Genomic DNA, 21,913 nt, shown 5'->3' on the forward strand with positions numbered 1-21,913 from the left:
CCCAATGAAAGCCTGGCGTGTCATTGCAATCGCCTTGTCGTTCCTGCTGCTCAGCGGTTGCCTGGTCACCTTCAAGGACCCGCTGCCGGCCAGTGAAGCCGCGCCCGACGCCTTGCTCGGCCACTGGTCAAGTAAAAACGCCTGGGGCGAACCGCTGAATCTGCAGATCACCCGTGTCGATCAGCAGCATTACAAGGCCGTGAGCTACCCTAAAGCCAAGCCGGGCCAGCGTGATGAGTACCTGTTTACGGTGTCGCGCCATGGCAACCGCTGGTACCTTTCTGCGCCGTTGCCGGCGGCCTTGGGTGGCAATTACTTCCTGGCCGGTTTTGACTTTGAAGGTAAGGGCGACAAAACGCGTGAATTGGTGGTCTACAACCTCGACCTTGAGCAGATCCATCAAGCCATAGGCCAAAATGCTTTGCGCGGCAGCACCGTGGAAACCGTCGAAGGTGACGGCGTGCGGGTCGACAGCCCCATGGACCAGGTATTTGCCTATCTGGATGACCCGGCCAATGCCGATGTGTTCGTTGAAGCCGTGCGCTACCGGCGCGCGGGCAAATAACGTTTAAAGAGGAAGCACCGGGTGGACGATTACCAGCAGACGATACGCACCTTGTCCGATCGCATTGTGCTGGCACAAACACCGATTCGCGTCCTCGACGCCGTGAAGTGGGACGAGAACATTCGCCAGGGCTTTCTCAAGGCCAAGGGCAAGGCCATGCCGGCCGTGGACCGCGATTACTACCTGGGCCGGCCGCTGTCGTTTGACTCCAGCGCGGTGAAGCTGGAGTTCCAGAACATCGAGCGCGACATCACCCGTCGTCTCGGCCAGTTCAGCCCGGTGGGGCAGATCATGCGCCGCATGTGCCGCGAGTACCGCATGGTGGTGCGCATGCTCGAAGCGCGGGGCACCGAGGACTTCGGCCTGATTTCCCAGGAACTCTACGGCGCCGCCTCGGACGCGTTCCACGCCGGTGACCCGACGCTGGCCGACCTGGGCCTGATGATGTCTGACTACCTCAACCAGATCGACGGCCGTGGCGACCTCAAGGACGAAGCCAAGACGCTCACGGCCAAGCATGCCGTGGCCTTGCTGCAAACCCGTTTGAATAAGGTGTTCGGTGAGGCCGAAGAGACCATCCGCGTCTTCGAGTCCGACGGTATCGTCGCCGATGCGGCGGCGGGCGCCGACTACATCAAGATCCGCGCCGACGCGATGTTCAACGAGCGTGATGTGCGCGCGCTGGAAGTGCACGAAGGCCTGGTGCACGTCGGCACCACGCTCAATGGCCAGAACCAGCCGATCTGCACCTTTCTGTCCAAAGGGCCGCCCTCGTCAACGGTGACCCAGGAAGGCCTGGCGATTCTGATGGAGATCATCACCTTTGCCTCCTACCCCAGTCGCCTGCGCAAACTGACCAACCGCACCCGTGCCATCCATATGGTCGAAGAGGGCGCCGACTTCCTGCAGGTATTCGAGTTCTTCCGCGAGCAAGGCTTTGAGATGGCCGAAAGCTACGGCAATGCCAGCCGCGTGTTCCGTGGTTCGACGCCGACCGGTCTGCCGTTTACCAAGGATTTGTCCTACCTCAAGGGCTTTATCATGGTTTACAACTACATCCAGTTGGCCGTGCGCAAAGGTAAGTTGGAACAAGTGCCTCTGCTGTTCTGCGGCAAGACCACCCTGGAAGACATGCGCACCTTGCGCCAACTGGTCGACGAAGGCCTGGTGGTGCCACCCAAGTACCTGCCCGAGCAGTTTCGCGACATGAACGCCCTGGCGGCGTGGATGTGCTTCTCCAACTTCCTCAACCACCTGAGCCTGGACCGGATCGAGGCGGATTACTCGAATATCCTGTAGAGATTTCCCTGACACAACCGAATCAAAAAGGTGGGAGCTGGCTTGCCTGCGATAGCGGTGTATCAGTCACCGCTGTTTTAACTGAAAGACCGCTATCGCAGGCAAGCCAGCTCCCACATTTGATCTCATTGGTTCTTGAGAAATGAGTACAACCTATCAGCGAGGCTTCAACGGATGAGAATCCTCGGCATTCTTTGCCTGCTACTCACTTTAAACGGCTGCAGCTCACTGCTGTTCTACCCCGAACCCGGCCTGCCGTTCACGCCGGAAAAAGCCCACCTGGCCTATCGCGACGTCACCCTCACCACCGCCGACGGCGTAAAGCTGCATGCCTGGTGGCTGCCGGCCAAACCCGGTGTGCCGCTCAAAGGCACGGTGCTGCACCTGCACGGCAATGGCGGCAACCTGGCCTGGCATCTGGGTGGCAGCTGGTGGTTGCCGGAGCAGGGCTATCAAGTGCTGTTGCTGGACTATCGCGGTTATGGCCTGTCTGAAGGCAAGCCGTCCTTGCCGGCGGTGTATCAGGACATCGATGCCGCATTCGGCTGGATCGACAAGGCCCCTGAAACCCAAGGCCAGCCGCTGATCGTGTTGGGCCAGAGCCTGGGCGGTGCGCTGGCGGTGCATTACCTGGCGGCACACCCGCAGCGCCAAGCCCAGCTCAAGGCCCTGGTCCTGGACGGCGTGCCCGCCAGTTATCGTGATGTAGGACAATTCGCCCTCAGCACCTCCTGGTTAACATGGCCGTTTCAGGTGCCGCTGTCGTGGCTGGTGCCCGACGCCGACAGTGCGATCAATGCCATGCCCCAGCTTACCGGCGTGCCCAAGCTGCTGTTCCATAGCCTGGATGACCCGATTGTGCCGGTGGCCAACGGCATTCGCCTGTATCAGGCCGCGCCGCCGCCGAGGGTGTTGCAGTTGACCCGTGGCGGCCATGTGCAGACCTTCGCCGACAAGACCTGGCAAACCGTGATGCTGCGCTATCTGGACGACCCGCAGTACTTCAATGGCCTGCGCCGCCTGGGCGAGATACCGAATTACCCTATTCCTAAAGTTGATTCATCAGAGAGCCCGCAATGAGCGAAGAACGCAACATGATCCCGCTGATCCTCACCGGCATCGGCACCATCATCGGCACCGTCGGCTGCCTGTGGTTTTACGGCTACTTGCACTTCGCCAAGCCGGAAGATGCCTTGTTGCTCAGCGACTTCACCATGCTCAAGACCGTGCCGGGCGAGGACTACAAGGTCTCGCTGACTCCGGCTGCGCAGGTGGCGCAATGCATTGATGGCGTATTGGTGATGTTTGATACCGAACAGAAAGGCTTGAGCGGCGTACTGGTCAATAACAAGAAACAAGCCGTGCGTTGCATGGGCCAGGAAACCCCGCAACTTCAAGAGTAAAGCGCTTCAATGCAGCGATACTGAAATATCTGGAACCGTATTCCGTAGGATGCCACTTAAGGGCTTGTCAGCGCTGCTGATGGATAACTTATGAATGGCCAGCCAAGGGAGAGTTACGGTGAATATTGCTGCGATAGACAGGATGTTGGATATGGCCCGGGCGCAGCAAAGTTTGGATGAGTTCAGCGAGTGGGACGCAGAGCTTTCCCAAAAGGAGCAGGACGAAACCAGGCGGCGCACGGAGTTCGAGTTGGCGGGCGGCGACGACAGCAACCGTCAGATCCAATTCTGAAGCAAAAAAAACCACCGTTTCCGGTGGTTTTTTCATCCTGCGTCAATCAATCAGTTAGCAACGGAAGAGCGTGGCTTGACTGGCTGGTTGTCGTTGGAGATGGTCACTTCAACGCGGCGGTTCATGGCACGGCCCGAAACGCTGCCGTTGTCGGCAACCGGGTATTCCTTGCCGTAACCCTGGGTCACGATGCGCGAGATATCCACGCCTTGTTGAGCCAGTGCACGTTGTACCGAAGCGGCACGGCGCTCGGACAGGCTCTGGTTGTACGAGTCCGAACCGGTGCTGTCGGTGTAGCCTTCGACGATCACTTTACGGTCCGGGTTGTCGCGCAGGAACTGAGCCAGTTTGGTGATGTTCACCAGGCCACTGGATTTCAGGTCGGACTTGTTGGTGGCGAACAGCACGTCACCGAAGGTCACCAGAGTGCCGCGATCAGTCTGCTTGGCGTTCAAGCTGTCTTGCAGTTGCTTGATCTGTGCATCACGGGCTTGCAGCAGGGCGCGAGCACGTTCGTCGCCGGCGTTTTTCAGCTTGGCTTCGGATTCACGCAGCGAGATGGTGTCTTTGGCCACTTCCACACGCTGGTTGGTCAGGTAGGCCAGTTGGTCGACCTTCTTCTCGTCTTCCTTGTCGCGGTAGGCCTTGTCAGCCTTGTCCAGCCAATCCTGCGCGTCCTTGGTTTCCAGCGCCGCTACCTTGGTGGCTTGCGGGTTGGATTGCAGGGCCGAGAAGTTGGTCCGTGCGTTTTCCAGGTTCTGGTTCGGCGGGGTGGAGCACGCCGCCAGAGCAACGCTCATCGCCAGCAGGGCAGGGATCATCAATTGTTTACGCATAGTCGTGTCGTCCTTTCAATTCGATATCGGGTGCAGTGCAATCAGTGGCGGCGGCTTATTGCTGTTTGATAACAGCCGGGCGCATGCCTTCCTGACGCAGTTCCTGCACAGCTTTCTGGGAATCCTTCACAGCCTGGTCAGCTTTGGCAGCCTGGGCCTTGCGCTCTGCGACTCGGGCATCCCACTCGGCTTGCTCAGCCAGTTGACGCGCTTTGTCGTAGTTTTTGTCATGCATGGCCAGTTCGGCAGCTTTGAGCTTGTCCTGGGCCGACTTCATTTCTACCGCTGCGTACTCGGTGCCGCCGGCGCTGACTGCGCTGTTTACGGCGGACTGGGTCACGGCGTATTGCTCGGTCGGCGGGTTGCCGGCGCAGCCCGCCAGAACGAAGCTGGTGCCGATTGCCAGCGCGGCCAATTTCAGCCCGCGCAGATGGTTAAACGAGGATTTGGCAGTGCTGGTCTTCATCGTCTTCAACTCCATTGGATAACTCCTGAAAAAATCAAAATCCACTTCATTGGTTGGCGGTTTCAGGCCCGGCGGTAAAGCACCAAATGCCCTTTTCAAACGGCCGTTCCAAGTGATGGCTTACTGGTTGTGACCGGAGCGTTTTTTCAAAAGTTCAGCGGAGATGGCGATTTGCCTAAAAAAATATCTGACTGTTTGGTCAGCGTTTAAAAGTTTGAACTTTCGCGTTGCGCAGAGGTACTCCGAGCCACTGTGAGGCCCGGAATACAGGGGTTAAACGGGGGTTTCGAATGTTTATCAGTGTTGCTGTTTATCGGCGGTGGCTGATAAATCATGCAGATAGCGGCGTGACAGAGTCAGAAAGCGCGGCGTCGGGCCGACGTCCTCGTACAGTGGGTCACCCTCTTCATCGGTGGCGATCACATGCTGGCCCTTGATGTAGGGGAAGCTCGCTTCCAGCTCTTCAAGGGCCGCGCCGATCAGTTCGCCGAGCAATTCTTCGGTGCTGCGCTTGGGGTACATCTCGGCGATAGCGGCCAGGCGCGCAGCGGACTCGACGTCCAAGTGGATCGCGTACTCGGTTTTGGTCAGGCGACCCTTGGCGTTCTCTTCCCAATGTTGGGCCAGTTCTCGAATTTTCATGGCAACCTCAATAAGCCCGCGATGGCAGGCGGTGATGGGTGTCCAGTCGCCTGCGTGGGTAACACGACGACTCACTGTTGAGACTAGCTGCAAGTCGCAAGGTTTAAAGTGTCTTGTCAGAAACTGACGCGGGCGGCACTCTGGAAGGCCTGCGCGTCCCGGATTTCTGGCTGGAGATTGGCTGATGAGTGATATCGATGCACGCTTGCGTGAGGATGTTCACCTGCTGGGTGAGCTGCTGGGCAACACCATTCGAGAACAGTACGGCGATGCTTTTCTCGACAAGATCGAGCAGATCCGCAAAGGCGCCAAGGCTGACAGACGAGGTGCTGGCGATGAGCTGAGCACCCGCCTCAATCAGTTACAGGAAGATGAATTGCTGCCCGTGGCCCGGGCCTTCAACCAGTTTCTCAACCTGGCCAATATCGCCGAGCAGTACCAACTGATCCATCGGCGCGATGAATCGCAACCAGCGCCCTTCGAGTCTCGCGTATTACCGGAGTTGCTGGCGCGCCTGCAAAGCGAAGGTCACAGCAATGAGTCCCTGGCCCGTCAGTTGGCGCGCCTGGAGATTGAGCTGGTGCTCACCGCCCACCCGACCGAAGTGGCGCGCCGCACCTTGATCCAGAAATACGATGCGATTGCCGCACAACTGGCGTTGCAGGATCACCGCGACCTCACCAGCGCCGAGCGCGAGCAGATCCGCCAGCGCTTGCAGCGGCTGATCGCCGAAGCCTGGCACACCGAAGAGATCCGCCGCATCCGGCCCACGCCGGTAGACGAAGCCAAGTGGGGCTTTGCGGTGATCGAGCATTCGCTGTGGCATGCCATTCCCAATTATTTGCGCAAGGCCGACCAGGCCTTGCACGCCGCCACCGGCCTGCGCCTGCCACTTGAGGCGGCGCCGATCCGCTTTGCTTCGTGGATGGGCGGCGACCGTGACGGCAACCCGAATGTCACCGCGCCGGTCACCCGCGAAGTGCTGCTGCTGGCGCGCTGGATGGCGGCGGATTTGTACCTGCGAGATGTCGATCATCTGGCCTCTGAGCTGTCGATGCAGCAGGCCAGCCCTGCATTGCAGGCCAAGGTCGGTGATAGCGTCGAACCTTACCGTGCCTTGCTCAAGCAACTGCGCGAACGCCTGCGCGCCACGCGTCAATGGGCGCATACCTCACTGACCGCCAGCACGCCTGCGCCTGCCGATGTGTTGCAAAACAACCGCGACCTGCTTGACCCGTTGGAGCTGTGCTACCAGTCGCTGCATGAGTGCGGCATGGGCGTGATCGCTGATGGCCCGTTGCTCGACTGCCTGCGCCGTGCCGTGACCTTCGGCTTGTTCCTGGTGCGCCTGGACGTGCGTCAGGATTCCAGTCGTCACTCGGCGGCCATGACCGAAATCACTGATTACCTGGGCTTGGGCCGTTATGAAGACTGGGACGAAGAAGCGCGCATCAGCTTCCTGAGCAAAGAGCTGACCAATCGCCGACCGCTGCTGCCGGGTTATTTCAAACCGTCGGCAGACACCGCCGAAGTGTTGAACACCTGCAAGGAAATCGCCGCCGCACCGGCTGCATCACTCGGTTCTTATGTCATTTCCATGGCGGGTGCCGCGTCGGATGTGCTGGCCGTGCAACTGTTGCTTAAAGAGTCGGGCGTGCAACGGCCGATGCGCGTGGTGCCGCTGTTTGAAACCCTGGCCGACCTGGATAACGCCGGGCCGGTGATGGAGCGTCTGCTGCAATTGCCGGGTTATCGCGCGCGCTTGCAAGGCCCGCAGGAAGTGATGATCGGCTATTCGGACTCGGCCAAGGATGCCGGCACCACCGCCGCTGCCTGGGCACAGTACCGGGCGCAGGAACGGCTGGTGGATATCTGCCGCGAGCAACAGGTGGAGTTGCTGTTGTTCCATGGTCGCGGCGGCACCGTTGGCCGTGGCGGCGGCCCGGCGCATGCGGCGATCCTGTCGCAGCCGCCAGGCTCGGTGGCGGGGCGTTTCCGTACGACCGAACAAGGCGAGATGATTCGCTTCAAGTTCGGCCTGCCGGACATTGCCGAGCAGAACCTCAACCTTTATCTGGCTGCCGTGCTCGAAGCCACGCTGCTGCCACCGCCGCCACCTGAGCCGGCCTGGCGGCATCTGATGGATGAATTGGCAGCAGACGGTGTCAGTGCTTACCGCGCCGTGGTGCGGGAAAATCCGCAGTTCGTCGAATACTTCCGCCAGTCCACACCCGAGCAGGAGTTGGGCCGCTTGCCATTGGGCAGTCGCCCGGCCAAGCGCCGTGCGGGCGGTATCGAGAGCCTGCGCGCGATTCCGTGGATCTTCGGCTGGACCCAAACCCGCCTGATGCTGCCCGCCTGGCTTGGTTGGGAAGCGGCATTAAGCAAGGCGCTGGAGCGTGGCGAAGGTGAGTTGCTCGGCCAGATGCGCGAGCAATGGCCGTTCTTTCGCACCCGCATTGATATGCTGGAAATGGTGCTGGCCAAGGCAGATGCCGATATTGCGCGGCTGTATGACGAGCGTTTGGTGCAGCCGGACTTGCTGCCATTGGGTGCGCACTTACGCGACCTATTGTCGCAGGCGTGCGACGTGGTACTTGGCCTGACCGGCCAGTCGCAACTGCTGGCCCATAGCCCGGACACGCTTGAGTTCATTCGCCTGCGCAACACCTACCTCGACCCGCTGCACCTGTTGCAGGCCGAATTACTGGCACGCTCGCGCCAGCAGGAGGCGGCGCAGGACAGCCCTCTGGAACAGGCGCTGCTGGTGTCTGTAGCCGGTATTGCCGCCGGTTTGCGCAACACTGGCTGAGGTTTTCTGCGTGTTCTCAATGGCTTGCAGATAAACAACGACGGCCGCCCGGAAACGGGCGGTCGGCGTTTAGGAGGCGGGGTTGCACTCAGGCATACCCTACCTATGACTGCATGGCGGGCGCGGTTCTTGCGACTTTTGGCGGCTTGTATGGATAGAGCCCGCTGTGTATCTTGATCAGCCTTTGGCCGTTTGATCGGCCAGGACCCACATTTTTACGAGATTGGCCCCACGCGGCGAATCCGAGCGTCATCTCTATAAAAAATTGAGGAGCACATCGATGCGCGTCATTCTGCTGGGAGCTCCCGGGGCCGGTAAAGGTACTCAGGCAAAGTTCATCACTGAAAAATTCGGCATTCCACAAATCTCCACCGGTGACATGCTGCGTGCCGCCGTCAAGGCCGGCACCGAGCTGGGCCTGATCGCCAAGAGCGTAATGGACAGCGGCGGCCTGGTCTCCGATGACCTGATCATCAACCTGGTCAAGGAACGCATCAGCCAGGAAGACTGCAAGAACGGTTTCCTGTTCGACGGTTTCCCACGCACCATTCCCCAGGCGGAAGCCTTGGTGAAAGCCGGCGTTGAGCTGGACGCTGTGGTTGAAATCGCAGTTGAAGACGAAGAAATCGTTCAGCGTATTGCGGGCCGTCGCGTTCACGAAGGCTCGGGCCGCGTGTACCACATCGTCTACAACCCGCCAAAGGTTGAAGGTAAAGACGATGTGACCGGTGAAGACCTGGTACAGCGTAAGGACGACACCGAAGAAACCGTGCGCCATCGCCTGTCGGTCTACCATTCGCAGACCAAGCCGCTGGTGGATTTCTACCAGAAGCTTTCGGCTGCCCAAGGCAAGCCGAAGTACAGCCACATCCCTGGCGTGGGTTCGGTAGAATCCATCACTGCCAAGGTGCTTGAAGCACTGAGCTGATCCTTCGATCGGCTTTGCGTACAACGGCCCGCTTGCGGGCCGTTGTTGTTTATACTGGCGCACTTTTTTTCGACTTGGACACCTACACCGATGAGCACCCTGCTGGCCCTGGACACCGCGACTGAAGCTTGCTCCGTCGCCTTGCTGCACGATGGCAAGGTAACGAGCCACTACGAGGTGATCCCGCGTCTGCATGCGCAGAAGCTGTTGCCGATGATCAAGCAACTGCTGGAAGAGGCGGGCACCACGCTGTCTGCCGTGGACGCGATTGCTTTCGGGCGTGGCCCGGGCGCCTTTACCGGCGTGCGTATTGCCATTGGTGTGGTGCAGGGCCTGGCCTTTGCGCTGGAGCGCCCGGTGTTGCCGGTGTCCAACCTTGCGGTATTGGCCCAGCGTGCATTGCGTGAACACGGCGCCTCGCAGGTGGCGGCGGCGATTGATGCGCGCATGGATGAAGTGTATTGGGGCTGCTACCGCGAAACCGATGGCGAAATGCGTCTGGTGGGCGTGGAAGCCGTACAGCCTCCGGAATCGTCGGTGTTGCCTGCTGACGCCAGCGGCGATTGGTTTGGTGCCGGTACTGGCTGGGGTTATGGCGAGCGCATCCCTGTGCAATTGGCGGGGCAGGACGCTGCCATGTTGCCCCACGCCGAAGACTTGCTGACCCTGGCACGTTTCGCTTTCGAGCGCGGCGAAGCGATTTCGGCCGACCAGGCTGCACCGGTTTATCTGCGCGATAAAGTTGCGCAAACCAAGGCTGAACGCGGGATTATTTGACGTCAAAAATGCTGGCAATTTGGAGCAAAAATCCCCAATCGTCAGAATTTGCCCCGGTTTGTAAACCTTTTACAAATTATGTGTTCTAGTTATCACCAGAGCATTTGCGCGCTACGGAAAGTGCCGCTAAATTGCCATCATTGATACCGAGTCTGCATGTATGCGTATAGACGGCTTTTCCTCACAGTCCTACCCACTCAAGCGTAAGCCGCGCAAGGCGAACGTCACGGTAGACGAGTCCGTCGAAGATTCGCCGGACTTCATCGAGGTTCAGTCAGAGTCGCAACCCAGTGCCCAAGGTTCTGGCGCTGCACGCATCAGTGGCCTTCCTGCCCGTCAGCAAGACATGGTCTTCCCCCGTTCCATGAGCAAAAGCGTCGCCACCGCGCTGGCCAGCTACCTGACCACCGCCGGCTTTGTCGAATGGGATATGGAAGTGCTGGGTCTCGACATCCACATCTGATGCGCCTGCCTTACTACATCGGCTGCCCGTCCTGGAGTGAAAACGCCTGGCGCGAGTACCTGTACCCGGCCGATGCCCGTTCCAGCGACTACCTTGCCCTGTATTCCCAGGTCTTTAACGCCGTTGAAGGCAACACCACCTTTTATGCCCGCCCCTCGGCCGCCACGGTGCAGCGCTGGGCTGAAATCATGCCTGAGGGTTTTCGTTTCACCGCCAAATTCCCCGGAGATATCAGCCACGGCGGCGATTTGCGCGAGCAATTGCCGGCAGCGGAAAGTTTTGTCGGCTTGATGAGCCCTTTGGGCGAGCGGGTTTCGCCGCTGTGGTTGCAATTGTCGGCGAGCTTTTCGCCGCAACGCCTGGGCGAACTGGCGGGTTTCATTGACGGCCTGGAACGCCCGCTGGCCGTGGAAGTGCGTCACCCTGAGTTCTTCGCCAAGGGCGATGCCGAGCGCAGGCTCAACCGCCTGTTGCGCGACCGTGGCGTGGAGCGTATTTGCCTCGATCCACGTGCGCTGTTCAGTTGCACTTCAACGTCGGCGGCCGTGCTGCACGCCCAATCGAAAAAGCCCAAGGTACCAACACGGCCGGCGGCGCTGACTCTATTTCCCCAGGTGCGCTTCATCGGCCATCCGGAACTGGAGGCCAATGACCCGTTCCTGGTCCCGTGGGTAGAAAAAATTGCTGGCTGGATCGAAGAGGGGCGCACGCCTTATGTGTTCCTGCACACCTCGGATAACCGCCTCGCCGCGCAACTGGCGCTGCGCTTTCACCAACAGTTGATCCTGCGTTTGCCGGGGTTGCCAGCGCTGCCAACCTTGCATCGGGAACCCGCAGCGGAGCAACTGGGGTTACTCTAGGGCTCCTTTTTCCGACAGGAGTCAGCCATGGATGCCCAAACCCTTCGCGCCGAAACCTTCAAGGCCTTGCATGAGCGTGACCGCGCATTCGTGATGCCCAACCCGTGGGACGCCGGCTCCGCCATCATGCTCGCCAGCCTGGGTTTTGAGGCGTTGGCCACGACCAGTGCGGGCTATGCGTTCAGCCTCGGGCGACCGGATGCGGAAGGCGCATTATCCCTTGAAGACACCTTGGCCAATGCGTCATCGATCGTGCGGGCCACTGCGCTGCCGGTGGCGGCTGACCTGGAGAACGGCTTCAGCGACACCCCCGAAGGCTGCGCCCAGACCATCCTGCGCGCCGCGGCCAGCGGTATTGTGGGTGGCTCTATCGAAGACGCCACGGGCATTGCGGTCGACCCGATCTATCCGTTTGACCTGTCGGTGGAGCGCGTGGAAGCCGCCGTCGCCGCTGCCCGCAGCTTGCCATTTGCCTTTACGCTCACCGCCCGTGCAGAAAACCTCCTGCATGGTCGCCTGGATTTGCCTGACACTATTCGCCGCCTGCAAGCCTACGCCGAAGCCGGGGCGGACGTGCTCTACGCTCCCGCCTTGCGCAGTGCCGAAGAAGTGCTCGCGGTGGTCAAGGCGGTGGCGCCCAAACCGGTAAATGTACTGATGTCCGGTGGTTTGAACCTGAGCGTGGCGCAGTTGAGCGAAATGGGTGTGCGCCGCATCAGTGTCGGCTCAGCCATGGCGCTGGCGGCGTATGGCGAGTTCTATCGGGCGGCGCAGGAGGTGTATGAGCTGGGCACTTTTACCTTCACTGAACGCAAGATGCCGTTCAGCCAGGCCAACGGTTTTTTCAAAGACTGAATCAGGCCGCCAGGCGCAGGTTGTTGAGGACCAGCGGGCGCGCCCAGTGATAATCGAAGTCCAGCGCCTTCTGTTGCGCCACCAGCTCCTCGGCCGGGTAAGGCGTGGCAGGCGGTGGCAGCAGGTCTAGTTCGAATTCGGCAATCGGCAGGTGCAGCGGCTGGGGCTGCGGCGCCGGGCCAGGCTCAGGCGGCGGGTTGCCGGCATTGAGCACAATCGGGCGGACCCAGCCGCTTTCGAAGTTTTGCTGGCGCTGCTGGGCGATGATTTCTTCTGCCGGGAACGGCGTGGCAGGCGGCGGCAGCAGCTCGGTTTCAAATTCGGCGATGGGCAGGAACAGCGGCTCCGGCGGGGCGACCTCGGTGTCGTGTACGTCGCATTCACGCTGGGTGAGGATCTGTGACAACAGGTCGGCGCCTTCGCTGGGTTCTACCGCCGGGTCCCTCGGCGCCGGGGCTTTGGCCGCCAGCGCACCCGGCGTATCGCCAAGCTGCTCGGCCAACGCACGGGCGAAGAAGTCCTGCCACACATGGCTCACCCCAGCCAGCGCTTGAGTATTGCGCAGGCCGTAGTGGTTGTGGGTCGGCAGTACACCGATGGTTAGGGGAAGAATGTCTGACATTTTTCTCGGTCGACGCTCAGCTCTGGCAAAATACCTGACTGTTGTTTTTATCGGCCGTTGTTTGCCGATCCTTAATATTTTTGAGCGTAGCGATTGATGAGCGAACAACCAGCGGCCAGCCGCATTCGGGTCGAGGCTTTGGCCGACGGTTTCAAGGCCCGCGCCGAGCACTGGGCCGCGCAGCTTGGCCTGCCTTTGCAGCTGGAGGAGGCGGACTTTTCCCTGCAAGTCGGGGAACACGGCCTGCAACTGCAACAGCTCGGGCCTGACGCGCCGGGGCCGGTGCGCGTGGACTTCGTCGAAGGCGGCGCGGCGCATCGGCGTCTCTACGGCGGTGGCAGCGGGCAGATGATCGCCAAGGCGGTCGGTGTTGCCCAAGGGGTGCGCCCACGGGTGCTGGACGCTACGGCGGGCTTGGGCAAGGACGCGTTCGTACTCGCCAGCCTGGGCTGCGAGATGAGCCTGATCGAGCGTCAGCCGTTGATCGGCGCCTTGCTCGAAGACGGCCTGGCCCGTGGTGCGGACGACTTTGAAGTGGCGCCGATTGTGGCGCGCATGCAGTTGCTCAAAGGCAACTCGATCGAGGTGATGCGCAACTGGGAGGGCGAGCCGCCGCAGGTGATCTACCTGGACCCGATGTTCCCGCACCGTGAGAAAACGGCGCTGGTTAAGAAGGAAATGCGCCTGTTTCGCCCATTAGTGGGTGATGATCCGGACGCACCGGCCTTACTCGCTGCCGCCTTGGCGTTGGCCAGCCACCGCGTGGTGGTCAAGCGCCCGCGCAAGGCGCCGTGCATTGACGGGCCGAAACCGAGCCATGCGTTGGATGGAAAGTCCAGCCGGTATGACATCTATCCAAAGAAAGCGCTCAAGTCCTGAATCATTGTTGTTCTATCGGGCCTCATCGCAGGCAAGCCAGCTCCCACCTTTTGATTTGCAAACACAGTCAAAGGTGGGAGCTGGCTTGCCTGCGATAGTGCCCGATCAGGCAGCTCAAACCCTCAAGGCCGATACGCCCGCATAAACAACCCCACCACCTCCTGCACATGCGCTTCGGCAGCTTCTTCACTCAGCTGCCCGCCACACCCATACAACAAGCAGAAATTTGCCGTGCCCTTGAGCAGGCAAAAGAAGTGCTCAGCCGCCGTAAATGGTTTGTCGATGCTCAAGGCGCCGCTCTGGTCAATGCGGCTGAGCAGGCGCTCCATGCCTTGCAGCATGCGCATAGGCCCGGCTTCAAAGAAGATCTGCGAGAGTTTCACGTCCTGGTTGCCGGTGGTCATCATCAGGCGGTGCAGGTTCACCGATTCTTCGCTGTTGATCAGCCGATGAAAGCCGCGCGCGATGTTCAGCAGTACGGTGTGCACCGGCATGCCCTCGGGCAACTCGAAATACATCACCGGCAACTGCTCCTCGCACTTGGCCACGACGGCGGCGGTGAACAAGGTCTCTTTATCCGTGAAGTGGCTATAGACCGTCAGTTTTGACACGCCGGCCTCAAGGGCCACGGCATCCATGCTGGTGCTGGCGTAGCCATTGCTCAAAAACAGGATTTTGGCTGCTTCGAGGATTGCCTGGCGTTTTGCCATGTCCTTGGGACGCCCGGGGCTATTGGTGTTTACAGGATTGTCGGACATTTTCACCTTTAATACTGGACTGGTGAGTTTGGTATTAATAACATACCGGCCAGTATAATTATTCCTAGCTCCATTTGCGAAAGGTCCTTCAGCATGCGCAGTACTTTCCTGCCCCTTGCGTTGCCTGTCAGCCTGATCTTCCTGTTGACCGCCTGCGGTCATGAAGAAGCGGCCCAAACCACCATCCGCCCGGCCATGGTGGTGCAACCGCAGCCGTCGGCGCTGGCGATGGACAGTTTTCCGGGGGAAGTACGCGCCCGTTATGAGCCGGACCTGGCCTTTCGCATCGGCGGCAAAGTCAGTAAGCGCTTGGTGGAGGAGGGCGAGCGGGTCAAGGCCAACCAACCATTGGCAGAGCTCGACCCACAGGACGTGCGCCTGCAACTGGAAGCCACCCGCGCTCAGGTTGCCGCCGCCGAAGCCAACCTGAGCCTGGTGCGCGCCGAACGCGACCGCTACAAGACCCTGATGGACCGTCAGATGGTCAGCCGCTCGCAGTACGACAATTCCGAAAACCTCTACCGATCCGGTGAAGCGCGTCTTAAGCAGATCAAGGCCGAGTTCGACGTATCGAGCAACCAGGCCGGCTATGCCGTGCTGCGTGCGCCCCAGGACGGTGTAGTGGCCAAGCGTGCGGTGGAAGTCGGCCAAGTGGTGTCCGCCGGCCAAACGGTGTTTACCCTGGCCACCGATGGCGAGCGCGAAGTGTTGATCAGCCTGCCCGAGCAAGGCTTTGGCCGCTTCAAGATCGGCCAACCGGTATCGGTGGAGTTGTGGAGCCAGCCCGACCAACGTTTTGCCGGGCGCATTCGTGAGCTCTCACCGGCAGCCGACCCAAAATCCCGCACCTTCGCTGCACGCGTTGCCTTCACCGGCGGCAAAGTCCCCGCCGAGTTGGGCCAGAGCGCCCGCGTCTTCATCCAGGCTGATGGCATCGTCCCACTGTCCGTGCCGCTGTCGGCCCTGAGCGCGGAGAACGGTGCGTCCTACGTCTGGCGGGTACAGCCGGACAACACGCTCAAACGAACGCCGGTGCGCATCGGTGCTTTCGGTGAAAAAACCGTGCCGGTGCTTGAAGGCTTGGCCCCCACCGATTGGGTGATCGCGGCGGGTGTGCATGTGCTCCATGAGGGCCAGCAAGTGCGCCCGGTGGATCGCTCCAACCGAGTAGTGAATCTGGCGGCCAAGGAGTAGTCCCCGATGGGTTTCAATCTTTCCGAATGGGCGTTGCGTAATCGCCAGATCGTACTGTTCCTGATGATCCTGCTGGCAGTGGTCGGCACGTTGTCCTACACCAAGCTGGGGCAAAGTGAAGACCCGCCGTTTACCTTCAAGGCCATGGTCATCAAGACCAACTGGCCGGGCGCCACGGCCCAGGAAGTTTCGCGCCAAGTCACCGAACGTATCGAGAAGAAGCTGATGGAGACGGGCGAGTACGAGCGCATTGTCTCGTTCTCCCGGCCCGGTGAGTCCCAGGTCACCTTCATGGCCCGCGATTCGATGCACTCGGCACAAATCCCGGAGCTGTGGTACCAGGTGCGCAAGAAGATCAGCGATATTCGCCAGACCTTGCCGCCGGATATCCAGGGGCCGTTTTTCAACGATGAATTCGGCACCACCTTCGGCAATATCTACGCCCTGACCGGTGACGGTTTTGACTACGCGGTGCTCAAGGACTACGCCGACCGCATCCAGATTCAACTGCAACGCGTGCCGGATGTGGGCAAGGTCGAGTTACTGGGCCTGCAGGACGAGAAGATCTGGATCGAACTGTCCAACCTCAAGCTCGCCACCCTCGGCCTGCCATTGGCTGCAGTGCAGCAGGCACTGCAGGAGCAGAACGCCGTCTCCACCGCCGGTTTCTTTGAAACCCCGACGGAACGCGTGCAACTGCGCGTCTCGGGTAACTTCAAAACGGTCGATGAGATCCGTAACTTCCCGATTCGCGTAGGTGACCGCACCTTCCGCATCGGTGATGTGGCGCAAATCCATCGCGGCTTCAACGACCCACCGGCGCCGCGCATGCGCTATATGGGCGCGGACGCCATCGGCCTGGCCGTGGCGATGCGTGACGGCGGCGACATTCTGGTACTGGGCAAGGCCCTTGAAGGCGAATTCGCACGCCTGCAGAAGAACCTTCCGGCAGGCATGGAACTGCGCAAGGTCTCGGACCAACCGGCGGCGGTGAAAACCAGCGTCGGTGAATTCGTCCAGGTACTCGCTGAAGCCTTGGCCATCGTGCTGCTGGTGAGCTTCTTCTCCCTTGGTGTACGCACCGGCATGGTGGTCGCCCTGGCGATTCCGCTAGTACTGGCGATGACCTTTGCGACCATGTATTACCTGGGCATCGGCCTGCACAAAATCTCCCTCGGTGCCTTGGTGTTGGCCCTGGGCTTGTTGGTGGACGATGCGATCATCGCCGTGGAAATGATGGCGATCAAAATGGAGCAGGGCTACGACCGGCTCAAGGCCGCGAGTTTTGCCTGGACCAGCACCGCGTTCCCGATGCTCACCGGCACATTGATCACCGCCGCAGGTTTCCTGCCGATTGCCACCGCGCAATCGAGTACCGGTGAATACACCCGTTCGATTTTCCAAGTGGTGACCATTGCCCTGCTGGCCTCGTGGGTTGCGGCGGTGGTGTTTGTGCCGTACCTGGGGGAAAAGCTCCTGCCGGACCTGGCGAAGATTCATGCGGCCAAACACGGCACCGATGGGCCTGATCCCTACGGCACGCCGTTCTATCAACGTGTAAGACGCTTGGTCGAATGGTGTGTGCGTCGGCGCAAAACCGTGATCGTGTTGACCTTGTTGTTGTTTATCGGCTCGGTGGCGCTGTTCCGTTTTGTACCTCAGCAGTTCTTTCCGGCCTCCGGTCGCCTGGAGCTGATGGTCGACCTGAAACTGGCTGAAGGTGCTTCGCTGAGCAACACCGCCGACCAGGTCAAGCGCCTGGAAGCCTTGCTCAAGGAACATGCTGGCATCGACAACTATGTGGCCTATGTGGGCACCGGTTCGCCGCGCTTCTACCTGCCGCTGGACCAACAACTGCCGGCCGCCAGCTTTGCGCAGTTTGTGGTACTGGCCAAAACCATCGAGGAACGCGAAAGCCTGCGCACCTGGCTGATCGAGACCCTTAACGAACAATTCCCCGACCTGCGTTCACGCGTCACGCGCCTGGAAAACGGCCCGCCCGTGGGCTACCCGGTGCAGTTTCGCGTGACCGGCGAGCACATCGAAGAAGTCCGTGCCCTGGCGCGCAAGGTCGCGGCCAAGGTTCGCGAAAATACCCACGTGGTCAACGTGCACCTGGACTGGGAGGAACCGAGCAAGATCGTCTACCTGAATATCGACCAGGACCGTGCCCGTGCGCTGGGCGTCAGCACTGCCAACCTGTCGAAGTTCCTGCAAAGTTCCTTGACCGGCTCCAGCGTCAGCCAGTACCGCGAGGACAACGAGTTGATCGAGATCCTGCTACGCGGCACCGTGCATGAACGTACCGAGTTGTCGCTGCTGCCGAGCCTGGCGGTGCCGACCGACAACGGCAAAAGCGTAGCGCTGTCGCAGATTGCGACCCTCGAATATGGCTTTGAAGAAGGCATCATCTGGCACCGCAATCGCCTGCCGACGGTGACCGTGCGTGCCGATATCTACGGCAAGGAACAACCGGCAACCTTGGTCCAGCAGATCCTGCCGACCCTGGAAGGCGTGCGCGCCGAACTGCCGGACGGCTACCTGCTCGAAGTGGGCGGCACCGTCGAGGATTCGGCCCGTGGCCAGAACTCGGTCAAGGCCGGCGTGCCGCTGTTTATCGTGGTAGTGCTGACCTTGCTGATGCTGCAACTGCGCAGTTTCTCACGCACTGCAATGGTGTTTCTGACGGCGCCGCTGGGCTTGATCGGCGTGACCTTGTTCCTGCTGGTGTTCCGCCAGCCCTTCGGCTTTGTCGCCATGCTCGGCACCATCGCGCTGTCGGGCATGATCATGCGTAACTCGGTGATCCTGGTGGACCAGATTGAACAAGACATCAAGGCGGGACTGGCGCCCTGGCAGGCGATCATCGAAGCCACCGTCCGACGCTTCCGCCCGATTGTACTGACGGCGCTTGCGGCGGTATTGGCAATGATTCCGCTGTCGCGCAGCGTGTTCTTCGGGCCGATGGCGGTGGCAATCATGGGCGGGTTGATTGTGGCGACCGCGTTGACGTTATTGTTCTTGCCAGCCCTGTATGCGGCATGGTTTCGCATTAAGAAGGAGGCGCACTAGTTCATAACGGGAGGCGTGAAGGCGTATCGATAGTATTGACGGGTGTGGGAAAAGCCTGAAATTCGATAACTGCTGTTTAAGCCTGAATGTCTCCCACTTGTTTATTTAGAACAGGGGCAGTTTCTTCTCGACGGTTTTTATAATAGAGGTGTTGGTGTCGGCCAACGGCGTTATTTTTTGCAAGGTTTGATCAAGGTGGTTAACGGAATGTGTGTACAGATGGCAGACGAAACTGTCTTCCCCGGTGATCTTGTAACAGACAATACATTCAGGCATGTCTGACAGTAGCTGCTCCACTGTTTGAAAATTTCCCGTCAGCGGTTTTACCCGCACCAGTGCCTGCAGCGCAAACCCCAGTGCCTGCGCGTCCAACGCTACGCTGAACCCACTTATAACCCCTGCCACTTCCAGGCGTTTGAGACGCTCACTGCAACCAGGAGCGGACAATCCCACCTGCCGGCTGAGCGCGCGGATAGAGGCACGGGCATTCTGATGCAGGGCGACCAGCAGCGCGCGATCAATTGCATCGAGTGTCTGATCGTTTTTTGTAAGCCTTTTCATTAGATGGACCTTACGAACATTGATGAAATAGCGTGAAAATCTTACATACCACAGATCCCTGACAAAAGAATGGATTTTTAAAAGGTTTCCATCTATTTTTTTATTCTTGAATGTGCGAATTACAGCTGCGTTCAAAAGTTACCGCCGGCTAAACGATGCGGCTGTGTTTGAGTGAGTGTTTTTAACTTGCTATAAATTTTATTGAATGGGTGTATGAATGTGCAAAGCGGTCCAGTGCGTGGTGGTTGTGAGGGGGGCTAACGTCGAGTTACAACTACAAGGCGGTGCGGTTTCATTAAGTTTTGAATAAAGCTACCGAGGCGCTTCACATGTTTGATGTCACGCTAAGTGTTTACCAGGCGATATTCACCTTTACCCTCGCAGCTATCGCCTTACTGGCCAGCCCCGGCCCCGCGACTCTGGCGCTGGCTGCCAGCGGCGCGGCGTATGGCATGCAACGCTCGTTTCAGTTTTTTGTCGGGATCACCCTGGGTTTAGTGATTGCCATGGCGTTGGTTGTTTCTGGGCTGTATGTGGTCTTGCACAGCTTTCCCGGGTTGGCGGTGGCACTGACGATCATCTCCATTGTTTATATTTTTTGGTTGGCTTACCGCATTGGTACGGCACCGCCCATTCAGGATCAGCAAGCCGTGGTCACGCCGGGCTGGGGTGCCGGTTTTGTGCTGGGGGTTGCAAATATCAAGGCGTATGCCGCGTTTGCAGCGTTACTGGGCAGTTTCACCTTGGGCACGACGCCGGGCTGGGAGCAGGGCACAAAAGCGCTTATTTGTTTATTGGTTTGCGTGGTATTCGATTTTTTGTGGCTTTTTGCAGGCAGCCGGATGCGCAAGTTGTTCATCCACCCCGTTTGGAGTCGACGACTTAACGTAAGCTTCGCGATTTTGATGGTAGTGACGGTCGCCTGGTCATTCACGCTGACGTAGTAGCACTGACTCACATCCTGATGCAAACAGGCGTCTGCGCCTTTGGAACGTTTGCCTTTTTTACTCCACTCAGAATTGCCTGATGGACAGGCGCAGGTTTGGACTTCCCTGAGTTGGCAGTCCGACCTATTCAATGAGTTTATGGAGAGTTACATGGCTTTTTTTGATGCTGTAATTGCTTTCAAAAGTGCGCTGCTCGGAGCCCTGTTGGGCAATAATGCACCGCGCAACAATTTTGGAAATGGATATAGGTCGGGGCACGCAACAAACAATCACCACTATCCCCAACATCGTCCTCATACAGTCCGGCCGAACGTGGGCCACACCTATCCAACCCAGACCAACCATGGCAGGCCGTATCCACAGCAGCACACGGTCTACGAGCAACCTTCACCCTACAGGCCTAGCTATCCGCTTTTTACGCTGAATCGTTAAGGGGCTTGGCCTGAAACAACTGCGCCAAGGCCCGTGGTAAGCGGCCTTGGCGCAGTGGGACCAGTGTGTTTGAGAAGCTTATAGTGCCCCAAACACCTTCTTGGCCAGGCTGGTGGCCGCGGCCGCCGGGTTTTTGCGAATGGTTTCTTCCTGCTGCGCGATCATCTTGAACAAGCCGTCCAGCGCCTGTTCGGTCACGTAGTTTTCAACGTTGGCACTTTTGGCATCCACTGCGCCAAATGCTGCCGCCTTGCCGGCCAGGGCGTTGTACTGTTGCGCAACCCCAACCTTGTCGGTAGCGGCCTTGACGATCGGCAGGAACTTGGCGCGGATCTGCTCGCGGCTGCTTTTGTTCAAGTACTGCGTCGCCGAGTCCTGGCCGCCGCTGAGAATGCCCTTGGCGTCAGTCACGCTCATGTTTTTGACGGCATTGACCAGAATCGGTTGCGCCTGGGTCACGGCCGTTTCGGCGGCCTTGTTCATGCTGGTTTCCAGCTGCGTGACCTGGTCACCCATGCCGAAAATCTTCAGCTTGTCGGCGACTTTGCCGAGTTTGCCTGGCAAGCCGATCTTCACTTCGGGGTTGTTGCTGAAGCCACCGGGCACGCCCAGTTGTTTCACGGCGATCTGGGCGCCTTGGGTCAGGGCGTCTTTGAGACCGCCGCTGGCGTCGCCCTGGGACAGGCTGCCAAGGTCCAGGGCCATGGCGTTGGCACCGAGCAGCAAGCCGGCACACAGGGCAGTGAGGCGAAGAGAGTGACGGAGCATGAGCGCTTCCTTATGTTCGGGCTTATGGTCTGGAAAGGTCAGTGTGCGACAGCATCAACGCGCAGACGCAGTGGCTGTTCGTCCTTGCCGTCGAGCTGCACCGCGTGGCGTTCGGTGGTAATAAACAGTAGCTTGCCGTCCAGCTCGATGCGAGCACTCACCGAATAAGTGTGGCCTGGCTTGATTTGGGCCGGGTCGTAGCTCAGGTGAAACGGCAGCGGCACCTGGCCTTTGACCGGGCCTTTCTGTTCGGCCAGGGTCACCGCCGGCGCGTCCATCAGCGACACGTCCTGCAGACTGACGCTCAGGGTGGCCGCGGGCGGCAAGGCGATGCGTTGCAGGTAGAACACTTCGCCGTCGAGGCTGGCCTTGGGGGCTGGGGTCATGGATTGGCAGGCTCCGAGCAGGGCGGTAAGGCCCAGGAGGATGATCTTTTTCATGGTACAGCTCCTTTTCAACGGCGCCGGAAACAGCCCGGCGCC

General features: G+C 59.6%; 23 protein-coding genes. 15 read left to right on the top strand and 8 right to left on the bottom strand.

Translation table 11 applies throughout. The annotated features are described in order from the left end of the window. Positions 1-4: 4 nt before the first annotated feature. The 5 genes from HBO41_RS05205 (at position 5) to HBO41_RS05225 (ending at position 3,559) form a co-directional block, all read left to right on the top strand. On the top strand, positions 5-565 hold the full coding sequence (locus HBO41_RS05205; RefSeq protein ID WP_017137103.1) for a hypothetical protein: 561 nt from the start codon (positions 5-7) through the stop codon (positions 563-565). Positions 566-586: 21 nt separating this feature from the next. After that, positions 587-1,864: a flavohemoglobin expression-modulating QEGLA motif protein gene (locus tag HBO41_RS05210; RefSeq protein ID WP_017137104.1), complete on the top strand. Its 1,278-nt coding sequence runs from the start codon at positions 587-589 to the stop codon at positions 1,862-1,864. Positions 1,865-2,038: 174 nt separating this feature from the next. Next, complete coding sequence (locus HBO41_RS05215) at positions 2,039-2,944, top strand: alpha/beta hydrolase (protein ID WP_099548540.1); 906 nt, start codon at positions 2,039-2,041, stop codon at positions 2,942-2,944. Continuing rightward, a complete protein-coding gene (locus HBO41_RS05220; protein WP_017137106.1) occupies positions 2,941-3,267 on the top strand; it encodes a hypothetical protein in 327 nt (108 codons plus the stop codon). The genes HBO41_RS05215 and HBO41_RS05220 overlap by 4 nt, the downstream gene beginning before the upstream one ends. Positions 3,268-3,385: 118 nt before the next feature. Further along, a complete protein-coding gene (locus tag HBO41_RS05225; RefSeq protein WP_157786501.1) occupies positions 3,386-3,559 on the top strand; it encodes a hypothetical protein in 174 nt (57 codons plus the stop codon). A gap of 50 nt (positions 3,560-3,609) precedes the next feature. Here the strand turns inward: HBO41_RS05225 and HBO41_RS05230 are convergent, their stop codons facing one another. The 3 genes from HBO41_RS05230 to HBO41_RS05240 form a co-directional block, all read right to left on the bottom strand. Next, positions 3,610-4,395 (bottom strand): OmpA family protein, encoded by a 786-nt coding sequence (locus HBO41_RS05230; protein WP_017137108.1) that lies wholly within the window; start codon positions 4,393-4,395, stop codon positions 3,610-3,612. Between the two features lie 55 nt (positions 4,396-4,450). Further along, the gene (locus HBO41_RS05235) at positions 4,451-4,876 is read right to left on the bottom strand and encodes a DUF4398 domain-containing protein (protein ID WP_017137109.1); all 426 of its coding nucleotides are present in this window, start codon (positions 4,874-4,876) and stop codon (positions 4,451-4,453) included. Between the two features lie 282 nt (positions 4,877-5,158). Continuing rightward, on the bottom strand, positions 5,159-5,503 hold the full coding sequence (locus HBO41_RS05240) for a pilin assembly protein (RefSeq protein ID WP_099548541.1): 345 nt from the start codon (positions 5,501-5,503) through the stop codon (positions 5,159-5,161). A 184-nt stretch (positions 5,504-5,687) separates the two neighbouring features. Between HBO41_RS05240 and ppc the strand changes: the two genes are divergently transcribed. The 6 genes from ppc to HBO41_RS05270 all read left to right on the top strand — a co-directional run bounded on the left by ppc (position 5,688) and on the right by HBO41_RS05270 (position 12,198). Next, positions 5,688-8,315, top strand: coding sequence for a phosphoenolpyruvate carboxylase (gene ppc, locus HBO41_RS05245; protein ID WP_169985358.1), 2,628 nt, complete (start codon positions 5,688-5,690; stop codon positions 8,313-8,315). A 280-nt stretch (positions 8,316-8,595) separates the two neighbouring features. Beyond that, positions 8,596-9,243 carry an adenylate kinase gene (gene adk, locus HBO41_RS05250; RefSeq protein WP_056857561.1) on the top strand — a complete coding sequence of 216 codons (648 nt, stop codon included), beginning with the start codon at positions 8,596-8,598 and terminating at the stop codon, positions 9,241-9,243. A gap of 90 nt (positions 9,244-9,333) precedes the next feature. Beyond that, positions 9,334-10,020 (top strand): tRNA (adenosine(37)-N6)-threonylcarbamoyltransferase complex dimerization subunit type 1 TsaB, encoded by a 687-nt coding sequence (tsaB, locus tag HBO41_RS05255; protein ID WP_169985360.1) that lies wholly within the window; start codon positions 9,334-9,336, stop codon positions 10,018-10,020. A 160-nt stretch (positions 10,021-10,180) separates the two neighbouring features. Beyond that, positions 10,181-10,483, top strand: coding sequence for a hypothetical protein (locus HBO41_RS05260; RefSeq protein ID WP_017137114.1), 303 nt, complete (start codon positions 10,181-10,183; stop codon positions 10,481-10,483). Beyond that, positions 10,483-11,343 carry a DUF72 domain-containing protein gene (locus tag HBO41_RS05265; RefSeq protein ID WP_169985362.1) on the top strand — a complete coding sequence of 287 codons (861 nt, stop codon included), beginning with the start codon at positions 10,483-10,485 and terminating at the stop codon, positions 11,341-11,343. Before HBO41_RS05260 ends, HBO41_RS05265 begins: the two co-directional genes overlap by 1 nt. Positions 11,344-11,370: 27 nt before the next feature. Then, entirely contained in the window at positions 11,371-12,198 is an 828-nt protein-coding gene (locus tag HBO41_RS05270; RefSeq protein WP_099548544.1) for an oxaloacetate decarboxylase, read from the top strand. A gap of 1 nt (position 12,199) precedes the next feature. Here HBO41_RS05270 and HBO41_RS05275 read toward each other — a convergent pair whose 3' ends face one another. Further along, a complete protein-coding gene (locus HBO41_RS05275) occupies positions 12,200-12,820 on the bottom strand; it encodes an energy transducer TonB (RefSeq protein ID WP_138451325.1) in 621 nt (206 codons plus the stop codon). Positions 12,821-12,916: 96 nt separating this feature from the next. Between HBO41_RS05275 and HBO41_RS05280 the strand changes: the two genes are divergently transcribed. Further along, a complete protein-coding gene (locus HBO41_RS05280) occupies positions 12,917-13,699 on the top strand; it encodes a class I SAM-dependent methyltransferase (RefSeq protein ID WP_017137118.1) in 783 nt (260 codons plus the stop codon). 122 nt (positions 13,700-13,821) lie between these two features. Here HBO41_RS05280 and HBO41_RS05285 read toward each other — a convergent pair whose 3' ends face one another. Next, complete coding sequence (locus tag HBO41_RS05285; protein ID WP_017137119.1) at positions 13,822-14,457, bottom strand: TetR/AcrR family transcriptional regulator; 636 nt, start codon at positions 14,455-14,457, stop codon at positions 13,822-13,824. Positions 14,458-14,550: 93 nt separating this feature from the next. Between HBO41_RS05285 and HBO41_RS05290 the strand changes: the two genes are divergently transcribed. Beyond that, positions 14,551-15,651, top strand: coding sequence for an efflux RND transporter periplasmic adaptor subunit (locus HBO41_RS05290; protein ID WP_169985364.1), 1,101 nt, complete (start codon positions 14,551-14,553; stop codon positions 15,649-15,651). A gap of 6 nt (positions 15,652-15,657) precedes the next feature. Next, the gene (locus HBO41_RS05295) at positions 15,658-18,723 is read left to right on the top strand and encodes an efflux RND transporter permease subunit (RefSeq protein ID WP_138453031.1); all 3,066 of its coding nucleotides are present in this window, start codon (positions 15,658-15,660) and stop codon (positions 18,721-18,723) included. A 105-nt stretch (positions 18,724-18,828) separates the two neighbouring features. On the opposite strand, the gene HBO41_RS05300 is transcribed toward HBO41_RS05295, so the two are convergent. Beyond that, positions 18,829-19,419, bottom strand: a complete 591-nt coding sequence (locus HBO41_RS05300; protein WP_225933036.1) for an Lrp/AsnC family transcriptional regulator — start codon at positions 19,417-19,419, stop codon at positions 18,829-18,831. Between the two features lie 194 nt (positions 19,420-19,613). Between HBO41_RS05300 and HBO41_RS05305 the strand changes: the two genes are divergently transcribed. After that, positions 19,614-20,228, top strand: coding sequence for a LysE family translocator (locus HBO41_RS05305; RefSeq protein ID WP_169985366.1), 615 nt, complete (start codon positions 19,614-19,616; stop codon positions 20,226-20,228). A 513-nt stretch (positions 20,229-20,741) separates the two neighbouring features. On the opposite strand, the gene HBO41_RS05310 is transcribed toward HBO41_RS05305, so the two are convergent. Together HBO41_RS05310 and HBO41_RS05315 are read right to left on the bottom strand one after the other, a co-directional pair. Further along, positions 20,742-21,431, bottom strand: coding sequence for a DUF4197 domain-containing protein (locus tag HBO41_RS05310; RefSeq protein ID WP_169985368.1), 690 nt, complete (start codon positions 21,429-21,431; stop codon positions 20,742-20,744). Positions 21,432-21,469: 38 nt separating this feature from the next. After that, complete coding sequence (locus tag HBO41_RS05315) at positions 21,470-21,871, bottom strand: YbaY family lipoprotein (RefSeq protein ID WP_017137125.1); 402 nt, start codon at positions 21,869-21,871, stop codon at positions 21,470-21,472. Positions 21,872-21,913: the final 42 nt, after the last annotated feature.

Origin of the sequence: Pseudomonas sp. WS 5146 (assembly GCF_012985495.1) — a bacterium.
GTDB classification, from domain to species: Bacteria; Pseudomonadota; Gammaproteobacteria; order Pseudomonadales; family Pseudomonadaceae; genus Aquipseudomonas; species Aquipseudomonas edaphica.